Annotated in this window: 19 protein-coding genes; 11 read left to right on the forward strand and 8 right to left on the reverse strand. The window is 55.6% G+C overall.

The features are described 5' to 3' along the window. Positions 1 to 5 precede the first annotated feature (5 nt). From lptA to H7R56_RS02910, 5 genes are read right to left on the reverse strand one after another with little or no spacing between them, the layout of a single operon-like run. The gene (lptA, locus tag H7R56_RS02890; RefSeq protein ID WP_106927277.1) at positions 6 to 560 is read right to left on the reverse strand and encodes a lipopolysaccharide ABC transporter substrate-binding protein LptA; all 555 of its coding nucleotides are present in this window, start codon (positions 558 to 560) and stop codon (positions 6 to 8) included. Beyond that, the gene (lptC, locus tag H7R56_RS02895; RefSeq protein ID WP_106927275.1) at positions 529 to 1104 is read right to left on the reverse strand and encodes an LPS export ABC transporter periplasmic protein LptC; all 576 of its coding nucleotides are present in this window, start codon (positions 1102 to 1104) and stop codon (positions 529 to 531) included. Before lptC ends, lptA begins: the two co-directional genes overlap by 32 nt. Further along, the gene (gene kdsC / locus H7R56_RS02900; protein WP_106927273.1) at positions 1101 to 1667 is read right to left on the reverse strand and encodes a 3-deoxy-manno-octulosonate-8-phosphatase KdsC; all 567 of its coding nucleotides are present in this window, start codon (positions 1665 to 1667) and stop codon (positions 1101 to 1103) included. The genes lptC and kdsC overlap by 4 nt, the downstream gene beginning before the upstream one ends. A 15-nt stretch (positions 1668 to 1682) precedes the next feature. Then, the gene (gene kdsD, locus H7R56_RS02905) at positions 1683 to 2669 is read right to left on the reverse strand and encodes an arabinose-5-phosphate isomerase KdsD (protein WP_106927271.1); all 987 of its coding nucleotides are present in this window, start codon (positions 2667 to 2669) and stop codon (positions 1683 to 1685) included. A gap of 14 nt (positions 2670 to 2683) precedes the next feature. After that, the gene (locus tag H7R56_RS02910; RefSeq protein ID WP_106927269.1) at positions 2684 to 3658 is read right to left on the reverse strand and encodes a calcium/sodium antiporter; all 975 of its coding nucleotides are present in this window, start codon (positions 3656 to 3658) and stop codon (positions 2684 to 2686) included. Positions 3659 to 3846: 188 nt separating this feature from the next. Between H7R56_RS02910 and mlaF the strand changes: the two genes are divergently transcribed. From mlaF to murA, 7 genes are all read left to right on the forward strand, one after another. Beyond that, positions 3847 to 4659, forward strand: coding sequence for a phospholipid ABC transporter ATP-binding protein MlaF (mlaF, locus tag H7R56_RS02915; RefSeq protein ID WP_106927267.1), 813 nt, complete (start codon positions 3847 to 3849; stop codon positions 4657 to 4659). Positions 4660 to 4666: 7 nt separating this feature from the next. Continuing rightward, positions 4667 to 5449 (forward strand): lipid asymmetry maintenance ABC transporter permease subunit MlaE, encoded by a 783-nt coding sequence (gene mlaE, locus H7R56_RS02920; RefSeq protein WP_106927265.1) that lies wholly within the window; start codon positions 4667 to 4669, stop codon positions 5447 to 5449. A 4-nt stretch (positions 5450 to 5453) separates the two neighbouring features. Further along, on the forward strand, positions 5454 to 6008 hold the full coding sequence (mlaD, locus tag H7R56_RS02925; protein WP_106927262.1) for an outer membrane lipid asymmetry maintenance protein MlaD: 555 nt from the start codon (positions 5454 to 5456) through the stop codon (positions 6006 to 6008). An 18-nt stretch (positions 6009 to 6026) separates the two neighbouring features. Next, positions 6027 to 6662: a phospholipid-binding protein MlaC gene (gene mlaC, locus H7R56_RS02930; protein WP_106927260.1), complete on the forward strand. Its 636-nt coding sequence runs from the start codon at positions 6027 to 6029 to the stop codon at positions 6660 to 6662. Further along, positions 6662 to 6952, forward strand: a complete 291-nt coding sequence (gene mlaB, locus H7R56_RS02935; RefSeq protein WP_106927258.1) for a lipid asymmetry maintenance protein MlaB — start codon at positions 6662 to 6664, stop codon at positions 6950 to 6952. The genes mlaC and mlaB overlap by 1 nt, the downstream gene beginning before the upstream one ends. Before the next feature lie 137 nt (positions 6953 to 7089). Next, positions 7090 to 7344, forward strand: a complete 255-nt coding sequence (ibaG, locus tag H7R56_RS02940) for a BolA family iron metabolism protein IbaG (RefSeq protein ID WP_035891140.1) — start codon at positions 7090 to 7092, stop codon at positions 7342 to 7344. A 65-nt stretch (positions 7345 to 7409) separates the two neighbouring features. Continuing rightward, entirely contained in the window at positions 7410 to 8669 is a 1260-nt protein-coding gene (gene murA, locus H7R56_RS02945; protein WP_106927254.1) for a UDP-N-acetylglucosamine 1-carboxyvinyltransferase, read from the forward strand. 50 nt (positions 8670 to 8719) lie between these two features. Here the strand turns inward: murA and sfsB are convergent, their stop codons facing one another. Both sfsB and ispB read right to left on the reverse strand, forming a co-directional pair. Further along, complete coding sequence (gene sfsB / locus H7R56_RS02950) at positions 8720 to 8995, reverse strand: DNA-binding transcriptional regulator SfsB (protein WP_106927252.1); 276 nt, start codon at positions 8993 to 8995, stop codon at positions 8720 to 8722. A gap of 187 nt (positions 8996 to 9182) precedes the next feature. Then, complete coding sequence (gene ispB / locus H7R56_RS02955) at positions 9183 to 10154, reverse strand: octaprenyl diphosphate synthase (RefSeq protein WP_106927250.1); 972 nt, start codon at positions 10152 to 10154, stop codon at positions 9183 to 9185. Between the two features lie 256 nt (positions 10155 to 10410). On the opposite strand from ispB, the gene rplU reads away from it, so the two are divergent. The 4 genes from rplU (at position 10411) to cgtA (ending at position 13259) form a co-directional block, all read left to right on the forward strand. Further along, the gene (rplU, locus tag H7R56_RS02960; protein ID WP_106927248.1) at positions 10411 to 10722 is read left to right on the forward strand and encodes a 50S ribosomal protein L21; all 312 of its coding nucleotides are present in this window, start codon (positions 10411 to 10413) and stop codon (positions 10720 to 10722) included. Between the two features lie 19 nt (positions 10723 to 10741). Beyond that, the gene (rpmA, locus tag H7R56_RS02965; protein ID WP_064541895.1) at positions 10742 to 10999 is read left to right on the forward strand and encodes a 50S ribosomal protein L27; all 258 of its coding nucleotides are present in this window, start codon (positions 10742 to 10744) and stop codon (positions 10997 to 10999) included. A gap of 103 nt (positions 11000 to 11102) precedes the next feature. Further along, the gene (locus H7R56_RS02970; RefSeq protein ID WP_106927246.1) at positions 11103 to 12068 is read left to right on the forward strand and encodes a DMT family transporter; all 966 of its coding nucleotides are present in this window, start codon (positions 11103 to 11105) and stop codon (positions 12066 to 12068) included. Between the two features lie 15 nt (positions 12069 to 12083). Then, complete coding sequence (cgtA, locus tag H7R56_RS02975) at positions 12084 to 13259, forward strand: Obg family GTPase CgtA (protein ID WP_106927244.1); 1176 nt, start codon at positions 12084 to 12086, stop codon at positions 13257 to 13259. 132 nt (positions 13260 to 13391) lie between these two features. On the opposite strand, the gene dacB is transcribed toward cgtA, so the two are convergent. After that, positions 13392 to 14825, reverse strand: a complete 1434-nt coding sequence (gene dacB, locus H7R56_RS02980; RefSeq protein ID WP_106927242.1) for a serine-type D-Ala-D-Ala carboxypeptidase — start codon at positions 14823 to 14825, stop codon at positions 13392 to 13394. Positions 14826 to 14862 lie beyond the last annotated feature (37 nt).

The raw sequence follows: 14862 nt of genomic DNA on the forward strand, positions 1-14862 counted from the left end.
ACGGATTAGTTACTCTTCTTCTGTGCCGGAGCCTGATCTTTGGACTTGTCCTGCAGCTGGGATGGCACCAGAACGGTGGTCACGCGTTTGCCTTTATCGCTAAACGCCTGCATTTTCTGTTCCTTGACCAGGTACGTGATCTTGTCGCCCTTGATGTTGCTGTCGAGCTGCTCAAGGTAAGCGTTGCCGGTCAGCACCACGAAGTCGTTCGCCAGCTCATAGCGCATTTTCGACGCATGGCCTTTCACCGGTTTGCCGTTGTCCTGCATCTGGTAGAAGGTGGCCGGATTGCCGTAGCCTTCAATAACTTCTTTACCCTGCTGATTCGCAGGGCGGGTCACGACCACTTTGTCAGCGTTAATTTTGATTGTGCCCTGGGTGACGACGACGTTGCCGGTAAAGGTCACGACGTTGCCCTGCATATCCAACGACTGCTGATCGGATTCAATGTGAATCGGTTGATTGGTATCGCCGGTCACCGCCATGGCCGGCAGGCTAGCGGCCAGCAGAGAAGCGACGAGCGCCAGCTTAAGGCTGAGTTTGTTTGTTCTGAATTTCATAAGAGGTTCTAACCTTTTCAATCAGCTCGGCGTTTTTGCTGCGTAAATTGCCGCGCATTTTCAGGCCGCTGGAATTAAATGTTGTGCCGTATAACGTCACCAGATCGTCAGAGGAAACATCCTGAGTTATCAGGTTTACCTGGGCATTATCCGTCGTAATCTTACGCAGTTGTGCGTCTTCTGTCAGCGCGTTGATTTCAACGTGCCCGTAGAGGTACAGCATGCGGTCGTTGGTCAGCTTCGCTTTATCGGCTTTAATCGACCAGGTTGGCACCTTGGCGGCGTCAAATGTTGTCAGTACGGGGCGAGTAAACCACGACAGACTCTGATCGGAAAAATACTCCACGTGTTCGGCAATTAACCGGTAGGAGAGCGCGCCTTCGGGGCTGTACACCACCGTATCGGTATGCTCGCTTTTATAAGTTGGATCGCCAGCGTTTGTTGTCACCGGGCCGCTGTCTTCTTTATCGGCAAGATTAAGGCCGATCAGGACAAGCGCCACCAGCGATAGCAGAATGATAACCCAACGTCTGGTTTTACTCATATGGATTGCCCTTTGGCTTCGTCCAGCTTCCCTTGCGCCAGCAGCAGCAGATCGCAGACTTCACGAACCGCGCCGCGGCCTCCCGCAATACGCGTGACGTAATCAGCGCGCGGTGGCAGCAGCGGGTGCGCGTCCGCTACCGCGACGCTGAGACCGACTTCTGCCATGACCGGCCAGTCGATCAGATCGTCGCCCACGTAGGCCACTTCCTCTGGCTGAAGATCAAGCTTCGCCAGCAGTTCACGGTAGGCAATGAGCTTATCCGACTGACCCTGATAGAGATGCGTGATGCCGAGCGTCGCGCAGCGGTCTTCTAACAGTTTAGCTTTTCGCCCGGTAATAATCGCCACTTCGATGTCGGAGGTAAGGGCACAGCGTACGCCGTAACCATCGCGAACGTTGAAGGCCTTCAACTCTTCGCCGTTGTTGCCCATGTAGATAAGGCCATCGGACAGCACTCCATCGACGTCGAGGATCAGCAGGCGGATTTTCTCCGCCTTCGCGATAAATTGTGGACTCACCGGCCCGTAGCAGGTAGCGACCGATGCGACAGCATTACTCATTATTTATATCCTTGATTACACTACGCCTGCGCGCAGTAGGTCGTGCATATGTATCACACCTAGCAGATGGTCGCCATCGGCAACCAGCACGCAGGTGATATGACGTGATTGCATCAGGTTCAGCGCGTCGACCGCCAGGATACCCGGACGAATGCGGATACCGCCCGGCGTCATGACGTCGGCAATGCCGAGGCTGCGCACGTCGACGCCATTGTCGAAAATGCGTCGCAGGTCGCCGTCGGTGAAAATACCTTTAATCTGCATATTGTCGTCGCAGATGGCCGTCATCCCCAGATTCTTGCGGGTAATTTCCAGCAGCGCATCGCGCAGCGATGCGTCCGGACTGACGTGCGGAATTTCATCGCCAGTATGCATAATATCGTTAACGCGCAGGAGAAGCTTGCGACCCAGTGCGCCGCCGGGGTGTGAGAGAGCAAAATCTTCGGCGGTAAACCCGCGGGCCTTGAGTAACGCGACGGCCAGCGCATCGCCCATCACCAGCGCAGCGGTGGTGCTGGACGTCGGCGCCAGCCCGAGCGGACAGGCTTCTCGCGGCACCTTCACGCACAGGTGAATATCCGCCGCGCGGCCCATGCTGCTATCCGGGCGGCTGGTGAGGCAAATCAGCGGCACACGCAGGCGTTTAAGTACCGGAATGAGCGCCAGAATTTCGTTTGATTCGCCGGAGTTAGACAGCGCGATAACCACATCCTGCGGCGTGACCATGCCCAAATCGCCGTGCGCCGCTTCGCCGGGATGGACGAAGAAGGCAGAGGTGCCGGTGCTGGCGAAGGTGGCCGCCATTTTGCGGCCGATGTGGCCTGATTTCCCCATCCCCATGACCACAACTTTGCCGGTGCAGTAGAAGATCTTCTCGCAGGCGTCGCTGAAATCCTGGTTAATGTATTGATCGAGCTGTTCCAGCCCTTCCCGTTCAATCGCCAGAACGTCTCTTCCGGCATGCTGGAAGTCGAAATTTGGCTGCAAATCTATTTGCGACATAGTGTTATCCCGATTCATTCGATGAAGAGCGGCATTGCCCCATAGAGCAGCGCCAGCCACGCAACAAACCCGCCGATCAACAGTAAGCCCGCGCCGCGGCCTATCTGGCGTCGACGCCAGCACAGGAGGGCGAAGACCACGCTCACCACAACCATTACGCCATAGTCCCGGGTAAACGCGAGCGGGTTAAACGACCCCGGTGCGATAAGGGCGGGGATGCCCAGAACGATAGCGATATTAAAGAAATTCGAGCCGATGATATTACCGACCGCAATATCATTTTCACCTTTGCGCACGCCGGCGATGGCGGTTGCCAGCTCCGGCAGGCTGGTGCCAAGTGCAATGATTGTCAGACCAATGGTCAGTTCGCTCATGGCAAAAAAGTTCGCCAGCACCGTGGCGTTATCAATCACCATTCGGGTTGCCATCGGCATAATAATCAGCGCAACGCCAAGCCATAAGCAGGCGACGGGGAGCGAACCGTCGCGCGGCAGCTCGGCCAACTGCTCCTGCGTAAATTTATCATTGCCCTGACGTTCGGCCAGGCGCGCTATCTTAATGATAAACAGCAGCCATAGCGCCGCCAGAACGATGAGAAAGATACCGTCAAACCGCGAGAGTTCGCCATCATAGAGAACATACCCGGCCAGCAGGCTCACGACCAACATTAGCGGTATTTCGCGGCGCAGGATATCAGAATGCACGGTAAAAGGGTGGAACAACGCGGTCAGGCCGAGGATCAGCAGGATATTGACGATATTGGATCCGATGGCGGTGCCAACGGCGACGTCAACCTGGCCATGCAACGAGGCGGCGGCGGAGACGATGATTTCCGGCAGCGAAGTACCGATGCTGACCACGGTCATACCGATAATCAGCGGAGGAACGCCCAGAGCACGGCACAGAATGGAGGCGGAGTACACAAGGCGATCGGCGCTGTAGACCACCAGAAGTAAACCAATAATTAACAGAGCCGTGGCTAAGAGCATCTAAAGTCCTTTCTTCAGGTATAATCGTCGGTCCGCACGTCTGGACGTAACGAATTCTTAATTTTGACTTTATGAGCCGTAAAAGTAAAACAAATGCCAGATTTCGTTAACCCGTGCGGCTAGGATTCTGTAAGAATGCGCAATCGAGTGGGAAATGATTCCCCTTAAGGACCTGGAAAGGTAAGCCTATGAGCCACACTATCGAGAATTTGGTCGATATGCGCGACGTCACGTTCAGCCGTGGCAGTCGGGTGATCTTCGACAATATCTCGCTGTCGGTGCCGCGCGGAAAAATTACCGCGATTATGGGGCCGTCGGGGATTGGCAAGACCACGCTGCTGCGCCTGATCGGCGGGCAAATTCCCCCGGACAGCGGAGAGATCCTCTTTGATGGCGAGAACGTGCCGCACATGTCGCGTTCCCGTCTTTATACTGTCCGTAAACGGATGAGTATGCTGTTTCAGTCCGGTGCGCTGTTTACCGACATGAACGTGTTTGACAACGTGGCGTACCCGATCCGCGAGCACACCCAGCTGCCCGCGCCGTTATTAAAAAGTACGGTGATGATGAAGCTGGAGGCCGTTGGCCTGCGCGGGGCGGCGAAACTGATGCCCTCCGAGCTTTCCGGCGGGATGGCCAGGCGCGCTGCGCTGGCCAGGGCGATTGCCCTGGAGCCGGATCTGATCATGTTCGATGAGCCTTTCGTCGGCCAGGATCCGATCACCATGGGCGTGCTGGTGAAGCTGATTTCTGAACTCAACAGCGCATTGGGTGTCACCTGTATTGTGGTTTCCCACGACGTGCCGGAAGTGCTGAGTATTGCTGATTTTGCCTATATCATGGCGGATCGCAAAATCATCGCTCACGGCAGCGCCACTTCGTTGCAGGAAAATGACGATCCTCGAGTGCGTCAGTTCCTCGACGGGATCGCCGACGGCCCGGTGCCGTTCCGTTTCCCTGCGGGCGACTATCGCCGCGACCTCATCGGCACAGGGAGTTAATCGACTCATGCTGTTAAATGCACTGGCAGCGCTTGGACATCGCGGGATCAAGACCATCGCGACGTTCGGGCGAGCCGGGTTAATGTTGTTCAATGCCATCGTTGGCAAGCCGGAGTTCCGCAAGCACGCGCCGTTGCTGGTGCGCCAGCTGTATAACGTCGGCGTGCTGTCTATGGTTATCATCATTGTGTCGGGCGTATTTATCGGCATGGTGCTGGGCCTGCAGGGCTATCTGGTGCTGACCACCTACAGCGCAGAGACCAGTCTCGGTATGCTGGTCGCGCTGTCGCTGCTGCGCGAGCTGGGGCCGGTTGTCGCCGCGCTGCTGTTTGCCGGCCGTGCCGGTTCAGCGCTAACGGCGGAAATTGGCCTGATGCGTGCCACCGAACAGCTCTCCAGTATGGAGATGATGGCGGTGGATCCGCTGCGTCGGGTCATCTCGCCGCGCTTCTGGGCGGGGGTGATCTCGCTGCCGCTGCTGACGATTATCTTTGTGGCGGTGGGCATCTGGGGCGGTTCGCTGGTGGGCGTAAGCTGGAAAGGCATTGATGCCGGGTTCTTCTGGTCGGCAATGCAAAATGCGGTGGACTGGCGTCTCGATCTGGTGAACTGCCTGATTAAGAGCCTGGTTTTCGCCATTACGGTGACATGGATTGCGTTATTTAACGGTTACGATGCGATCCCCACTTCTGCCGGAATCAGCCGGGCGACCACCCGTACCGTGGTGCATGCGTCGCTGGCGGTTCTTGGGCTGGACTTTGTGCTGACGGCACTGATGTTTGGGAATTGAGTGAATGCAAACGAAAAAGAGTGAAATCTGGGTCGGTATTTTTCTGCTGGTGGCCCTGCTGGCGGCGCTGTTTGTCTGCCTGAAGGCGGCGGACGTGTCGTCCATAAAATCAGAGCCAACCTACCGCATTTACGCCACCTTCGATAACATCGGCGGCCTGAAGGCGCGTTCGCCGGTGCGGATTGGCGGCGTGGTCATTGGCCGGGTGGCCGATATTAGCCTGGATCCGAAAACCTACTTACCCCGCGTGGCTATTGATATTGAAGATCGCTACAACCACATCCCCGATACCAGTTCGCTGGCGATTCGAACTTCGGGCCTGCTGGGCGAGCAGTATCTGGCGCTGAACGTGGGTTTTGAAGACCCAGAGCTGGGAACGTCTATTCTTAAAGACGGCGGCGTCATTCAGGACACCAAATCAGCGATGGTGCTGGAAGATCTTATTGGGCAGTTCCTTTACAACAGCAAAGGTGGCGACAATAAGAATTCAGGCGATGCGCCGGCATCCACAGATGGACATACTGATACGGCGACGCCGGCAACTGGCGCGACGAATTAATCTCAGGAGATACTCGATATGTTTAAACGTTTACTGATGGTCGCCATGCTGGTGATTGCACCGTTAACGGCGGCGACGGCGGCGGACCAATCTAACCCTTACAAGCTGATGAACGAAGCGGCGCAGAAAACATTCGATCGCCTGAAGAATGAGCAGCCTAAAATTCGCGCTAATCCGAACTACCTGCGTGAGGTAGTCGATCAGGAACTGCTGCCGTATGTGCAGGTAAAATATGCCGGTGCGCTGGTGCTGGGCCGTTACTACAAAGATGCGACCCCGGCGCAGCGCGAAGCCTATTTCGCTGCTTTCCGTGAATACCTGAAACAGGCGTACGGTCAGGCGCTGGCGATGTACCACGGTCAGACCTACCAGATTGCGCCGGAACAGCCTCTGGGCGATGCGAGCATTTTGCCTATCCGCGTTACCATCATCGATCCGAACGGCCGCCCGCCGGTACGACTGGACTTCCAGTGGCGTAAAAATACCCAGACGGGTAACTGGCAGGCGTTTGATATGATTGCGGAAGGGGTGAGCATGATCACCACCAAGCAGAACGAATGGAGCGACCTGCTGCGTACTAAAGGCATTGACGGCCTGACCGCGCAGCTGAAATCCATCTCTGCGCAGCCGATTACCCTGGAACAGAAAAAATAATGGCCGAATCGCTGAGCTGGACGCGCGAAGGTGAACGCCTTGCGCTGCACGGCGAACTGGATCAGGACTTTCTGGTGCCGCTATGGGAGGCCAGAAACGAGGCGACGCAGGGCGTGTCGGTGATAGACCTCAGCGATCTTCGCCGCGTCGATACCGCCGGTCTGGCCCTGTTGGTGCACCTGGTCGATCTGATTCGCTCTCAGGGACGCAAGGTGACGCTGGAGGGCGTAAGCGAAAAAGTGGCGACGCTGAAAGGGTTGTATAATCTACCTGAAGATATGATCCCTTAAAAATTTCAGCACGTTATTGTTTCCAATACTCCTAAAGCCCCATCAATCTTAACGATGGGGCTTTTTGCTTGTTTAAGACTGCGCCACTTTCCTCTAAGATGTGGGGCTGTTTTCACTCTCAAATGAAATGTGAACCTATGGAAAATAATGAAATTCAGACCGTGCTGATGAATGCACTCTCCCTTCAGGAAGTTCTCGTTTCTGGCGACGGTAGCCACTTCCAGGTGATTGCCGTGGGTGAGATGTTTGACGGCATGAGCCGGGTTAAGAAGCAGCAGACTATCTATGGCCCGCTGATGGAGTACCTTGCGGACAACCGCATTCATGCCCTGTCGATCAAAGCGTATACCCCGCAAGAATGGGCGCGCGATCGCAAACTCAACGGCTTTTGAGCCATGGGAAAAGTGTGAACACTTTTCCGGTGGCGAACGTGAATACTTAACAGAGATAAGATTTGATGGATAAATTTCGTGTGCAGGGGCCAACTCGCCTTCAGGGTGAGGTCACCATTAGCGGTGCCAAAAATGCTGCCCTGCCGATTCTTTTTGCCGCACTGCTGGCTGAAGACCCGGTAGAGATCCAGAACGTACCGAAGCTGAAAGACGTGGATACCTCCATGAAGCTGCTGACGCAGCTGGGTGCGAAGGTTGAACGCAACGGTTCCGTATGGATTGACGCCAGCTCGGTTAACGTGTTCTGTGCCCCTTACGAGCTGGTTAAAACCATGCGTGCGTCTATCTGGGCGCTGGGCCCGCTGGTGGCGCGTTTCGGTCAGGGTCAGGTTTCGCTGCCGGGCGGTTGCACCATCGGCGCGCGTCCGGTCGATCTGCACATCTCTGGTCTTGAACAGCTGGGCGCGGAAATTAAGCTGGAAGAGGGCTACGTCAAAGCGTCCGTCAACGGTCGTCTGAAAGGCGCGCATATCGTTATGGATATGGTCAGCGTAGGCGCGACCGTCACCATCATGACCGCAGCGACGCTGGCGGAAGGCACCACCATTATTGAAAATGCCGCGCGCGAGCCGGAAATCGTCGATACGGCGAACTTCCTGAACGCGATGGGCGCCAAGGTATCTGGTCAGGGTACCGACCGTATCACCATCGAAGGCGTGAAACGTCTGGGCGGCGGCGTTTATCGCGTCCTGCCTGACCGTATCGAAACCGGCACCTTCCTGGTGGCGGCGGCGATCTCCGGCGGTAAAATTGTCTGCCGTAACGCACAGCCGGATACGCTGGACGCGGTGCTGGCCAAGCTGCGTGAAGCCGGTGCCGACATTGAAGTGGGTGACGACTGGATTAGCCTTGATATGCACGGCAAGCGCCCGAAAGCGGTGAACGTGCGTACTGCGCCGCACCCGGCGTTTCCGACCGACATGCAGGCGCAGTTCACGCTGTTGAATATGGTGGCGGAAGGGACCGGCGTGATCACGGAAACCGTCTTCGAAAACCGTTTCATGCACATTCCGGAACTGATCCGTATGGGCGCACGCGCGGAAATCGAAAGCAACACCGCGATTTGCCACGGCGTTGAGCAGCTCTCCGGCGCTCAGGTGATGGCAACCGACCTGCGTGCTTCCGCAAGCCTCGTGCTGGCGGGCTGTATTGCTCAGGGCACCACCGTTGTTGACCGTATCTATCACATCGATCGCGGCTATGAACGCATTGAAGATAAGCTGCGTGCGTTAGGCGCAAACATCGAACGCGTTAAAGGCGAGTAATCTCTGCCCGCCGTTGTGAAGCGCCCTCCGGAACCCCGGAGGGCGCTTTTTTATGCGGTGTCCTTCTTTGGCTGGCGCATCGCCTGCGTTCTGTCGATAAACTCATGCGTCACCGGGTCGTGATATCTCGACGGCCAGATGACCCACGGTTCCGTCTCCAGAACCTTCGCAATAATCACTTCTCCCTTTGGCCAGGGGCGTGAGAGCACGTTAGCCAACGTTGATGAGCTCAGGCCGTTTTTGCGCGATTCTGCGGCCATTGAGGTGCCTTTTTTGCGTAGCCCGGCGATGATGTCCGCCGGATGCCAGTCGATAAATTTATCCATACTTCCTCCCTGAGAGCGCTGTTTAAATCGCCAGATTGGGCGAAGAATGTACTTTATCGCGCTTTTCATGAAGATTCTAAAAAGTTCGTGTAAGTTATGGAAAATTAGGAAAACGTTAATTTTCAGGCGTGAATAGACGTTATTGGATGCTTTTAAGAACTTTCCCGCGCGATGCGCGGGGAAAGGATTAACGATCGCGCTGAACGGCAATATGGGCGAGCCCAATGAGCGCGTCGCGCCATGGGGAGTCAGGCAGCGGTGCCAGGGCAGCAATCGCTTTATCGGCTTCTTCTTCGGCGCGCTGGCGGGTCCACTCCAGTGAACCGCTGGCGGCCATAGCTTCCAGCACCGGCTCCAGCAGATGGCGGCCGTTACCTTGCTCAATGGCACCGCGAATCAGCTGCGCCTGTTCCGGCGTACCGTTACGCATGGCGTGCAGTAGCGGCAGCGTCGGTTTGCCTTCATTCAGGTCGTCGCCAACGTTTTTACCCAGCGTCTCACCATCGGCGCTGTAGTCGAGCAGATCGTCGATCAGCTGGAAGGCGGTGCCCAGGTAGCGGCCATAGTCCTGCAGACCTTTTTCCTGCTCTGGCGTACAGCCTGCGAGCAGTCCGGAACACTGAGCGGCAGCTTCGAACAGGCGCGCAGTTTTGCTATAAATCACGCGCATGTAATTTTCTTCGGTGATGTCCGGATCGTTAACGTTCATCAACTGAAGGACTTCGCCTTCGGCAATGACGTTGACCGCTTCGGACATGACTTCCAGCACCTTCAGTGAACCGAGGCTGGTCATCATCTGGAAGGCGCGGGTGTAGATAAAGTCGCCAACCAGCACGCTGGCCGCGTTGCCAAAGGCGGCATTGGCCGTGGCCTTGCCGCGGCGCATATCGGACTCATCAACCACATCGTCATGCAGCAGCGTTGCGGTATGAATAAATTCGATCAGCGCGGCGATTTTGACATGGGCATTTCCCTGATAGCCAACGGCGCGGGCGGCCAGCACGGCGATCATCGGACGAATCCGTTTTCCACCGCCGCTCACGATGTAATAGCCTAGCTGGTTGATCAACTGGACGTCCGAGTTGAGCTGCTCAAGAATCGTCGCATTGACTCCCGCCATATCCTGCGCGGTTAACTCATTGATTTTTTGTAAATTCATCGCAAAAGCCGGGCTTAATGTCCTGTTTACCACTTATCCATACGGGATAACGAAGGTTTTACGTTAGAGTTGTAAGTACGATTGTACTGAAAAAACGCGCCAGATAAACGTTGCCGTGTGCGTTGTGTTTTTTTTCTGCATCTATTGATGGTAGCACTTGTCAAAGGCTCGCGTTTTGCGTAATATTCGCGCCCTATTGTGAATATTTATAGCGCACTCTGAATCACACGAAGATGTGCGCGGAAGCGGAGTTTATATGTACGCGGTTTTCCAAAGTGGTGGTAAACAACACCGAGTAAGCGAAGGTCAGACCGTTCGCCTGGAAAAGCTGGACATCGCAACTGGTGAATCTGTTGATTTCACTGAAGTTCTGATGATCGCAAACGGTGAAGAAGTCAAAATCGGCGTTCCTTTCGTTGATGGCGGCGTTATCAAAGCTGAAGTTGTTGCTCACGGTCGTGGCGAGAAAGTTAAAATTGTTAAGTTTCGTCGTCGTAAACACTACCGTAAGCAGCAGGGCCATCGTCAGTGGTTCACTGATGTGAAAATCACTGGCATCAGCGCTTAAGTTAAGGGGAGCAGATTAAATGGCACATAAAAAGGCTGGCGGCTCGACTCGTAACGGTCGCGATTCAGAAGCTAAACGTCTGGGCGTAAAACGCTTCGGCGGTGAAACAGTTCTGGCTGGTAGCATCATCGTTCGTCAACGTGGTACCAAATTCCACGCTGGCTCCAACGTTGGTTGCGGCAAAGACCACACTCTGTTTGCTAAAGCAGACGGTAAAGTGAAATTTGAAGTTAAAGGTCCGAATAACCGTAAATATATCAGCATCGTTGCTGAATAAGTTATTCGCGTCCCGGTAACGGATAAAAGCCCCGCAACACGTTGCGGGGCTTTTTACATTCGACGCCAGGAAAATGATAGTTTGTCGCGCTAGAGAATCCGGTATGAAGCAACAGGCGGGTATAGGTATTCTGTTGGCGCTCACCACGGCGATATGCTGGGGTGCACTGCCGATTGCGATGAAGCAGGTTCTGGAGGTCATGGAACCGCCTACCGTCGTGTTCTACCGTTTTTTGATGGCCAGCTGTGGTCTGGGCCTGATTTTGACCTGGAAGCGCAAGCTGCCCTCTCTGCAGCTTTTTCGCAACCCGCGTTGGCTGGTGCTGCTGCTGATTGCCACCGGCGGTCTGTTTGGCAACTTCGTGCTGTTTAGCTCTTCGCTACAGTACGTCAGCCCGACGGCGTCGCAGGTGATTGGCCAGCTCTCGCCCGTCGGCATGATGGTGGCGAGCGTCTTTATCCTCAAAGAAAAGATGCGCGGCACGCAGATTATCGGCGCGACCATGCTGATCTGCGGGCTGGTGATGTTCTTTAACACCAGCCTGATTGAAATTTTTACCCGTCTGACCGATTACACCTGGGGCGTTATCTTCGGTGTCGGTGCGGCGATGGTCTGGGTGAGCTACGGCGTCGCGCAAAAGGTGTTATTGCGACGGATGGCCTCACAGCAGATTCTCTTTTTATTGTACACTTTATGTACAATTGCACTGCTGCCGTTAGCAAAACCCGGTGTCATCGGGCAACTGAGCGACTGGCAGCTAGCCTGTCTGATCTTTTGTGGTCTGAACACACTGGTCGGCTATGGGGCGCTGGCGGAAGCCATGGCGCGCTGGCAGGCGGCGCAGGTGAGCGCGTTAGTTACGCTGACTCCCCTGTTCACCCTGTTATTTTCAGATTTATTATCAATGGCCTGGCCCGATTTCTTCGCCAGACCGATGTTGAACCTTTTAGGTTACCTCGGTGCGTTTGTCGTGGTTGCGGGCGCGATGTATTCCGCCATTGGTCATCGTCTATGGGGGCGGTGGCGTAAGCGTGAAGCGGTTGTTCCGTTACCCCGCGCAGGCGAATGATTTACGGAGAGTAAAATGAAGTTTGTTGATGAAGCAACGATCCTGGTCGTAGCAGGTGATGGCGGTAATGGTTGCGTAAGCTTCCGCCGTGAAAAATATATTCCGAAAGGTGGCCCGGACGGCGGTGACGGCGGCGACGGCGGTGACGTCTGGATGGAAGCCGACGAGAACCTGAACACCCTGATCGACTACCGTTTCGAAAAATCCTTCCGTGCCGAGCGCGGTCAGAACGGCGCGAGCCGTGACTGTACCGGTAAACGTGGTAAAGACGTCACCATCAAGGTGCCAGTGGGTACCCGCGTTATCGATCAGGGCACCGGCGAAACCATGGGCGATATGACCAAACACGGTCAACGTCTGATGGTCGCTAAAGGCGGCTGGCACGGTCTGGGTAACACCCGTTTCAAATCTTCCGTGAACCGTACGCCGCGTCAAAAGACCATGGGTACGCCGGGCGATAAACGTGACCTGCAGCTCGAACTGATGCTGCTGGCGGACGTGGGGATGCTGGGGATGCCGAACGCCGGTAAATCCACCTTTATCCGCGCCGTGTCTGCGGCCAAGCCGAAAGTGGCGGACTACCCGTTTACCACGCTGGTACCAAGCCTTGGCGTGGTGCGTGTCGACAACGAGAAGAGCTTTGTGATCGCCGATATCCCGGGGCTGATTGAAGGTGCGTCCGAAGGCGCTGGCCTCGGTATCCGCTTCCTGAAGCACCTTGAGCGCTGCCGCGTGCTGCTGCACATTATCGATATCGATCCGATTGACGGTTCCGATCCGGCTGAGAACGCAAAAATTATCATTGGCGAGCTGGAGAAATACAGCGAGAAGCTGGCGAATAAGCCACGCTGGCTGCTGTTCAACAAGATCGACACCATGGACAAAGCAGAAGCCGAAGCGAAAGCTAAAGCGATTGCCGAAGCGATGGGTTGGGAAGATAAGTACTATCTGATCTCAGCAGCAAGCCAGGTTGGCGTAAAAGACCTGTGCTGGGATGTGATGAACTTTATCATTGAAAACCCAATTACTCAGGCTGAAGAAGCTAAACAGCCTGAGAAAGTCGAGTTCATGTGGGATGACTACCACCGCCAGCAGCTTGACGAAGTCGCCGCAGAAGCGGAAGACGAAGAGTGGGATGACGACTGGGATGAAGACGACGAAGAAGGCGTTGAGTTCATCTACAAGCGTTAATCTCCTCGTAGCCGGATGGCGCTTGCGCTTATCCGGCCTACAATATGCAACGGGCCGCAAATGCGGCCCGTTTTGTTATGTGCTTGTAGGCCGGATAAGACGCGTTAGCGTCGCCATCCGGCAAGCGCGCACTCAGTTATTCTGATAAATATCTTTGTACAATCGGCTTTCAAAGCGCACCAGCGGAATACGGCGGTTACGCTGATCGGCCGGCGACACGGCATAGCCCGAGAGATACTGCACGAAGGCCATCCGCTGCCCGCTGGCGGTGGTGATAAAGCCCGCCAGGTTGTATACGCCCTGCAATGAACCGGTTTTTGCCGATACTTTGCCGTCAACGCCTGCCTGGTGTAGGCCAGCGCGGTACTGCAGTGAACCGTCGTGGCCGGCGAGAGGCAGCATCGAGATAAAGTTCAGCTCATTATCATGCTGGGCGATGTACTGAAGCGCTTGCATCATAGTGGCGGGGGCAATCAGGTTATGACGTGAAAGCCCGGAGCCGTCGGCGATAATCGTATTACCGAGATCAACCCCTGCCTGCTGGCGCAGAATCTGCCGTACCGCATCGGAACCCGCACGCCAGGTACCGGGCACACCAAAGCGTGCATGGCCAATCATGCGGAATACCGTGTCGGCAATCATGTTGTCGGATTTCTTCAGCATAATCTTCAGCAGATCGTGCAGCGGCGCGGACTGTTTGCTGGCAATCACCGTTCCCGGCTCGTTGACCAGCGTCTGGCGCAGCAGGGTGCCGCTATAGGTGATACCCGCTTGCTTAAGCTCATCTTTGATAATCGCCCCGGCATAGCTTGCGCCATCCTGAATGGCGAACGCCAGCGGCAACGGTTCGGCACGCTGTGGCAGACAGCCGGTGAGCGTATAGCGGTTGAGATCGCCCGGCACCACGTCCAGCTCGCAGTATTGTGCCTCCGGTGAGCCTTTCGCCAGCGTTCGCACCTGGCTGAACATGGTCACCGGGTAGTAAGAGGCGATGCGAATGAACGCCAGATCGTTGGCTTTTTGCGCGCTGTAAAGCGAGATCGAGAAGCAGTTGCGGTCAACGATGGCGGCGGCTGGCGGTGCGCTGAAGCACTGGGTCATGTCGTTCCATGGCCAGCCGGGCGCTTTATCGTGGCTGGCAAAAATCGAGGTGTCGATCAGTACGTTGCCCTCAATGGTCTGCACGCCGGCCTTTTTCAGCGCTGCGACCATATTGCGAAGATCCTGGCGTCTTAGCGTAGGATCACCACCAAATCGCGCAATCAGGTCACCTTTAAGCGTCCCGTTATCAATGCTGCCTTTGCTCTCCAGCGTGGTGGTAAAACGAAAATCAGGCCCGAGCTGCAACAGCGCTGCCAGCGCGGTGAGCACCTTTTGGGTACTGGCCGGTAGCGCCATCTGCTGGCCATGGTAGTCAATCAGTGGCGCAGGGGCGCCCACTTTCTGCACCAACAGCGCGAGGTTGGCCCCGGCAGGAAGTTGATTGATATACTCATCAACATTCGCGGCCTGAACGCTAAACGCTATACTGGTGGTCAATCCGATGATAAATCTGGAAAATCGCATATTCTCGCGCTAACAACCTGGAAACAAGCCGTCATAC

The sequence above is a fragment of the Klebsiella sp. WP3-W18-ESBL-02 genome (genome assembly GCF_014168815.1).
GTDB lineage: Bacteria > Pseudomonadota > Gammaproteobacteria > Enterobacterales > Enterobacteriaceae > Kluyvera > Kluyvera ascorbata_B.